1 protein-coding gene is annotated in these 3,346 nt (G+C 75.2%); it reads left to right on the plus strand.

Annotated features, from left to right (window positions below; genetic code table 11):
- On the plus strand, positions 1–3,333 hold a 3,333-nt coding region (locus tag AX737_RS29170), incomplete at its 5' end, for an alpha-2-macroglobulin (protein WP_197430763.1).
- Positions 3,334–3,346 lie beyond the last annotated feature (13 nt).

The raw sequence follows: 3,346 nt of genomic DNA on the forward strand, positions 1-3,346 counted from the left end.
GAGCCCGCCGAGATCGCGGTCGCGGCGCGCTACCTCTACGGCGCGCCGGGCGCGGGGCTGGAGGTCTCGGGCAGCGTCGCGGTGCTGGCCGCCCAGGGCAGTGGCATCCCGGGGCTCGACGGCTTCTCGACCGGCCTCGACGACGAGCCCTTCGAGGCGGTGAGCCAGGAGATCGAGGCGCGCGCCACGACGGACGCGGCGGGCCGGGCGAGCGTGACGGTGCCGATCCCGGAGGCGGCGAGCCCGCGCCCGCTGGAAGCGAAGGTGACGCTCGCGGTCGGCGAGCCCGGCGGCCGGGCGCTCTCGCGCAGCCTCACCCTGCCGATCCTGCCGGCCGAGCCGGTGCTGGCGATCCGCAAGGGCTTCCGGGAACTCGCCGAGGGCGCGCCCGCCACCTTCGACGTGGTGATGGCCGCGCCGGACGGCCGGCGCCTCGCGCAGGAGGGCGTCGCCTGGACCCTGTCGCGGATCGACCGGAGCTACCAGTGGTACCGGGCGGACGGGCGCTGGTCCTTCGAGCCGGTGAAGCAGGTGCGTCGCGTCGCGAACGGGACACTCGACGTGCGGGCCGACGAGCCCGCGAAGGTCTCGGCGCCGGTCGGCTTCGGCACCTACCGGCTTGAGACGAGCGTGCCCGGCCGGCCGGGGGCCACGGCGAGCGTCACCTTCCAGGTCGGCTGGAGCGGCACCGAGACCGCGGACGTGCCGGACCTCCTCGACCTCACCCTCGACAAGGGGGCCTACGCGGCCGGCGACAGGCTGCGGGCGCGGCTGAACCCGCGCTTCCGCGGCCGGGCGACGCTCGCGGTGGTCGGCGACCGGGTGCACGAGGTGCTGGACGTGGCGGTGCCCGAGGGCGGCACCACGGTCGACATCCCGGTGAAGGCGGCCTGGGGCTCCGGCGCGTATCTCGTCGCCACCGCCTACCGGCCGCTCGATCAGGCCGCCAAGCGCCTGCCGGGCCGGGCGCTGGGGCTGGCGTGGTTCTCGGTCGATCGCGGCGCGCGCGAACTCGCGGTCACGCTCGACGCCCCGCAAAAGATCCGGCCGCGGCAGGATCTCACCCTGCCGGTGCGGCTCGCCGGGCTGAAGGCCGGCGAGGAGGCGCGCGTCACCGTGGCGATGGTCGATGTCGGCATCCTCAATCTCACCCGCTACGAGGCGCCCGACCCGACGCGCCACTTCTTCGGCCAGAAGGCGCTCGGCCCCGAGATCCGCGACGTCTACGGCTACCTGATCGACGGGATGCAGGGCACGCAGGGCGCGATCCGTTCCGGCGGCGACGGGGCCGGCGGGGAACTCGCCGACTCGCCCCCGACCCAGGCACCGCTGGCGCTCTATTCCGGCGTGGTCGCCGTGGGGGCGGACGGCAGCGCGCGGGTGACCTTCCCGGTGCCCGCCTTCAACGGCACGGCCCGCGTGATGGTGACCGCCTGGAGCGCCGGCCGCACGGGGCAGGCCCAGGCCGACGTGATCGTGCGCGACCCCGTGGTGCTCACCGGCACGCTGCCGCGCTTCCTCAACGTGGGCGACCGCTCGCGCATCTTCGTGGCGCTCGACAACGTCGAGGGCGCGGGCGGCGACTACACGGTCGATCTCGACCTCGCGGGCCCGGTCCTCGTCGGCGCCGAGGCCGTGCACAGCGCGATGCGGCTGGAGGCCGGGGCCCGGGGCCAGCTCGTCCTGCCGCTGACCGCGGCCGGCCCGGGGCTGGCCCGGCTCGACCTCACCCTGACCGGGCCCGGCCTGCCCCCGGGCGTCGGCCAGAGCTTCGCGCTCAACGTCGGCCCCGGCACCGGGCCGATGCTGCGCCGGAGCGTGCAGACGCTGGCGCCGGGCGCCGCTCTCACCCTCTCGCCGGACCTGCTCTCCGACATCCTGCCCGGCACCGGCACGGTCTCGGTCGCGGCGTCCGCCTTGCCGGGCCTCGACGTGCCGGCCCTCCTCCAGGCGCTCGACCGCTACCCCTACGGCTGTTCCGAGCAGGTGGTCAGCCGGGCGATGCCGCTGCTCTACGTCAACAAGCTCGCGGCCCTCGACAAGCTGGCGCTCGACGACAAGCTCGACGAGCGGGTGCGCGAGTCGATCGACCGCGTGCTGGCGCGCCAGGATTCGAGCGGCAGCTTCGGCCTGTGGTCGGCGCAAGGCTCGAACGACCTCTGGCTCGACGCCTACGTCACCGACTTCCTGACCCGGGCGCGCGAGCGCAGCTTCGCGGTGCCGCAGACGGCCTTCACCCTGGCGCTCGACCGCCTGCGCAACGCGGTCGCCAACACCACGGAGGTGCGCGACGGCGGCGCCGACCTCGCCTACGCGGCCTACGTGCTGGCCCGCAACGGCCGCCCGGTGATGGGCGACCTGCGCTACCTCGCCGACACGAAGATCGGGGACTTCGCGACGCCGCTGGGCCGCGCCCAGATCGCCGCGGCGCTGGCGCTGCTCGGCGACCGGACGCGCGCCGGCAAGGCGCTCGACTCCGCGCTCGGGGCGCTGCGCGCCGCCCGCGACGGGCGCGACTACCGCGCCGATTACGGCTCGCGCCTGCGCGACGGGGCGGGCCTGATCACGCTCGCCGCCGAGACCGGCCTGGCCCGCGAGGCGCTTCAGCCCGTGGCCGCCGTGCTCGGGGAGGAGCGGGCCACGGGCCGCACCACCAGCACGCAAGAGAACGCCTGGATGGTGCTGGCCGCAGCCGGCCTGACCAAGGAGGCCGAGAGCCTGTCCTTCACGGTGGACGGCGCCCCCCAGACGGGGCCGCTCGCCCGCAGCTTCCGCGGCGCGGCGCTCGAGGCGCGGCCGGTCAGCGTGGTGAACACGGGGGCCGCGCCCGTGCAGGTGGCGCTCGGCATCAACGGCAACCCGCTGGCGCCGGAGCCCGCCGAGTCGCGCGGCTACACCGTGGAACGGACCTACCACCGCCTCGACGGCTCAGTGGTCGATCCGGCCCGCGGCATCCGTCAGAACGACCGGCTCGTGGTGGTGCTGAAGGTGACGGAGGCCAAGGCCAGCGCCGCGCGCCTGCTGCTCGTCGATCGCCTGCCCGCGGGACTCGAGATCGACAACCCGAAGCTGCTCGATGCCGACGCGCTCACCGGCCTCAGCTTCGCCAAGAGCGACGTCGTGCCGGTCCACACCGAGTTCCGCGACGACCGCTTCGTGGCGGCCTACGACCGCACGCCCGAGCAATCCGCCTTCTTCACGGTGGCCTACACGGTGCGGGCCGTCTCGCCGGGGCGCTACCTGCATCCGGGCGCGCTGGTCGAGGACATGTACCGCCCCGACCGCTACGGCCGCACCGGCTTCGGCACGGTCGAGGTCGGGGCGGCGAAGTAGGGCAGGGGGGAGG

The sequence above is a fragment of the Methylobacterium sp. CCH5-D2 genome (genome assembly GCF_001556475.1).
GTDB classification, from domain to species: domain Bacteria; phylum Pseudomonadota; class Alphaproteobacteria; order Rhizobiales; family Beijerinckiaceae; genus Methylobacterium; species Methylobacterium hispanicum.